Origin of the sequence: Flavobacterium sp. NRK F7 (assembly GCF_024054195.1) — a bacterium.
GTDB lineage: Bacteria > Bacteroidota > Bacteroidia > Flavobacteriales > Flavobacteriaceae > Flavobacterium.
Genome location: NZ_JAMXLB010000022.1, coordinates 1 through 3,245, shown reverse-complemented (window position 1 = coordinate 3,245; position 3,245 = coordinate 1). Strand labels below are relative to the sequence as shown.

At 30.0% G+C, this 3,245-nt stretch carries 1 protein-coding gene; it reads right to left on the bottom strand.

The genetic code is table 11. The annotated features are described in order from the left end of the window. The coding region (locus NHF47_RS17175) for a hypothetical protein (RefSeq protein WP_252766142.1) at window positions 1–3,238 on the bottom strand (3,238 nt) is incomplete at its 3' end. Window positions 3,239–3,245: the final 7 nt, after the last annotated feature.

Below are 3,245 nucleotides of genomic sequence, written 5' to 3'. Positions count from 1 at the left end.
AACTAATACGATTCCCTTTCGGATCCGTAATGGTGCTAACTCCTACAGAAGGCTTATACGTATAAGTAGTTACCATAGCATTAGGTAAAGCTGCTCTTAAATTATCTAAAGCGGTGTTTAAATTTGTTTCATTAGTACCATTAGATAGCGTTTGCAAATTCGCTTCATATTGTTGAACTTGAGCATAGGTTGCATTTTCTATTTTGGCTATAGGTTGCGTTTTATTATACCCCCAAATATAAGTAATCGGTATGCCATCTTCTTGTTGCACTTCTAAAGGATTGCCATTAGTATCATCCACAAGATTATATTTCACTCTATTTTCTAAAGCAAGTGCTCCGTTAGAGGTTTTTATAATTTCTGGAGCTAATAAAGTATTATTCCAGTTTTTATAAATGGTTTCTACTTCAGACGTTTTCTCAGTTCCATTATAGGATTGCACTACTAAAGGCATACCCACCATATTTTTGTTTTTCAAATCATTCACAACTGGTTTGGTACTCATTTCAGAATCTAAAGGATAATAATATTGAGTTTCTAAGATTTCTCCTAACGAATTGGTATTAGTTGTTTTAGCTAAATTGTAGTGTTCGTTATAATCATAATCGTAAGTAGTAGTAGTTTCCACTACCTCGTTTTCTAAATAATCGGTTATTTTACTAGATAATAAGTCCACTGTTCCACCAGTTAAATGGTAGGTTTTGTATGTATATCTTTCTTGATTTGTTTGTGTCCTGATAGTATCTCCTGTTATAGGGTGAACACTGACGGTCGTTACAATAGTATCTTTTTTATTAAATATAGGTATTGGCAATCGAAAGATTCTTTCATTCTTTAAATATTTAAGACTCTCAACAGTCATATTTTCAGTTAAAAATTTTTCAATAGGAATAGGATTAAAGATAGCTGGAGTCGAATGAGGTTCAACACCAGGCTCTTCTTCAAACAAATAATCTCCATATAGATATTTGTTTTCTATCTTTTTAACTGGAGCATAACCGCTGATTTGCTTTTTAAAATGCGTTACTTCTAATTCTTGTCCTCTTAACCATTCGTTATCAGTTGGAAGGTGATATGGAAATTCATAATACAAACCAGTATCTGGTGTCATAGAAAATTTATGCATACTTTTACCAGTATTATTATTATTTTCCCCAAAATATTCAGTTACAGTTTCATAACCGATACTACTACCTTGGTAAGTACTTAAAACACTACCTGGGACAGCACCATAAGGTTCATAAACCTGAAACCCTTCTGAAGAATACATAGGATTTAAGCTATAAAAACTTGGTAAACCAAATAAATAACCACTTGTAACTCCTGTTACAGTATCGCTATAATTATATGTTTTAACAAAACTAACATTAGTCGCATTTTCATTATATTCAATTTTTTTAATACGTTTGCCACCAGCAAATAATAATTGACTCGGATCTGCAATTTCTTCTTTCCAGAATAAATCTACTCCAAATCCATTTCCCATTTCAATAGGGTCGTAATTATTATCAATTGGATCTACAGTAAGTACGTAATTACCGGCAGACAAATTCGCTGTATGTTCCCCTAAAAAAAGTTGATAGGTTATATTCGTTTGCAAATTTTTAAGAGATACTAAAAATTTACATTCAAAGGTATTCCCAGAAGCACTACAACCCGTAGTATCATCAAAATCTACACTGTAATTTAATGATCCAATTAAGTTATCACCTACCGAGAAGTATTTAGTAAAAGCACCATTTGCATAATTTGTATTATAATCTAAATGCGTTAAAAAAATGGAATAATCTGTTAATGGGTTGGGTGATTGAAAAACCAATCTATTTGGAAAAACATTTTTCACTACATTATGTTCAAATTCAAATGTGGTCATTCCTCCTGTAGGATAAGTAATTTTCTTTAATAATCCTGCTTCACTTTTAATTGTATCTACAGCTCGACTCCCTACTTCTGCATAATAAAATTTTAAAAACTGCCCATTATTTTTACCATTATAATATCCCCAATAATCTTGCGAATTAGAATGTTTATTTGGAAGTTTGGTTTTACTATAAGTAAATGTATACCCAGGTAAAGAATCTGTAGCATTGTTTTTTTCATATAATTGATCTAAAAACAATCGCTTACTTGATTCAGGCTCGATTGTTTTTAGATAATTTAGCTGATTATTATCATTTGCACTAACTTTATAGCTATATTTAAAAGTATAGCCTTTAATTTTAGTATTTAATTTATCATACAATGTTATTTCTTTAATGTAAGTTCCATTTCTTAAATCTTCTCTAGCATTTAAAGAATTTGTAAAAACTATTTTCCCTTGATTATACTGTATTTCTTGAATATTGTATTGATCACTAATTATTTTTGAAAAATGACTAATGTATGTGTTTAATCCATCTTCTGGTTCATCAAATGAACGTCTATAATGAACAGTTGATTCTAATTGATAATAAAATTCTATCAATTCCTTTGCATTAGTTTCAATAGTCATTAAATGCCAAGTATTGTAAAAACTATCTTGAGAAGTATTATTAATAAATGGAGAACCTATTTCAGGATAAGAAATACTCTCCATGTTTCTATCTCTATCTGCTGCAAATCGACTACCATCTTTAGAATAACCAAAATAATATTTGTTACCATTATCATCTATAACAATAAAACTTTTTATTTTACCATCATTTGCATAATCTATTTTAATATTGCTAAATTTTTGTATGACTGCCTTTCCATCTCTTTGATCTAAAACAAATTTTCCACTCAAATTATTAACATTATAAAAAAATTGATCTGGTGTAAAGTCATAATCAGGTACATTTACATATGTATTGTATACTCCTACCCTTGTTGCATAATCTGTAAAAAAAGAATTTGTAGAACTTATATTCGTTAAATAACCATAACCATCTTCATCAGCTTTTCCTCTAATTTGTCTAGAAATCATACCTCCGTAATTTAAACTCCATCCCATACCTACTCGAGAAGCAATTTCTGAAACTTGAATTCCTCTTGAATTATAATTTATTGTTATAGGAATACTAACACCCTTGGTTTTTATCTCAAACAATGGAACGGAAATATTAGGTACACCTGTATGTAGTGAAACTGGAATTTCTGTAGATTTAAAAACTGATGCTGCTTCTGGTGAAGGGGGCAAAATATTTGGTAATTCTTGTGCAAATGCAAAACACGTACTTAGCAATAGTACTATTGTTTTTATGGTTTTGATATATTTCATGGTAATG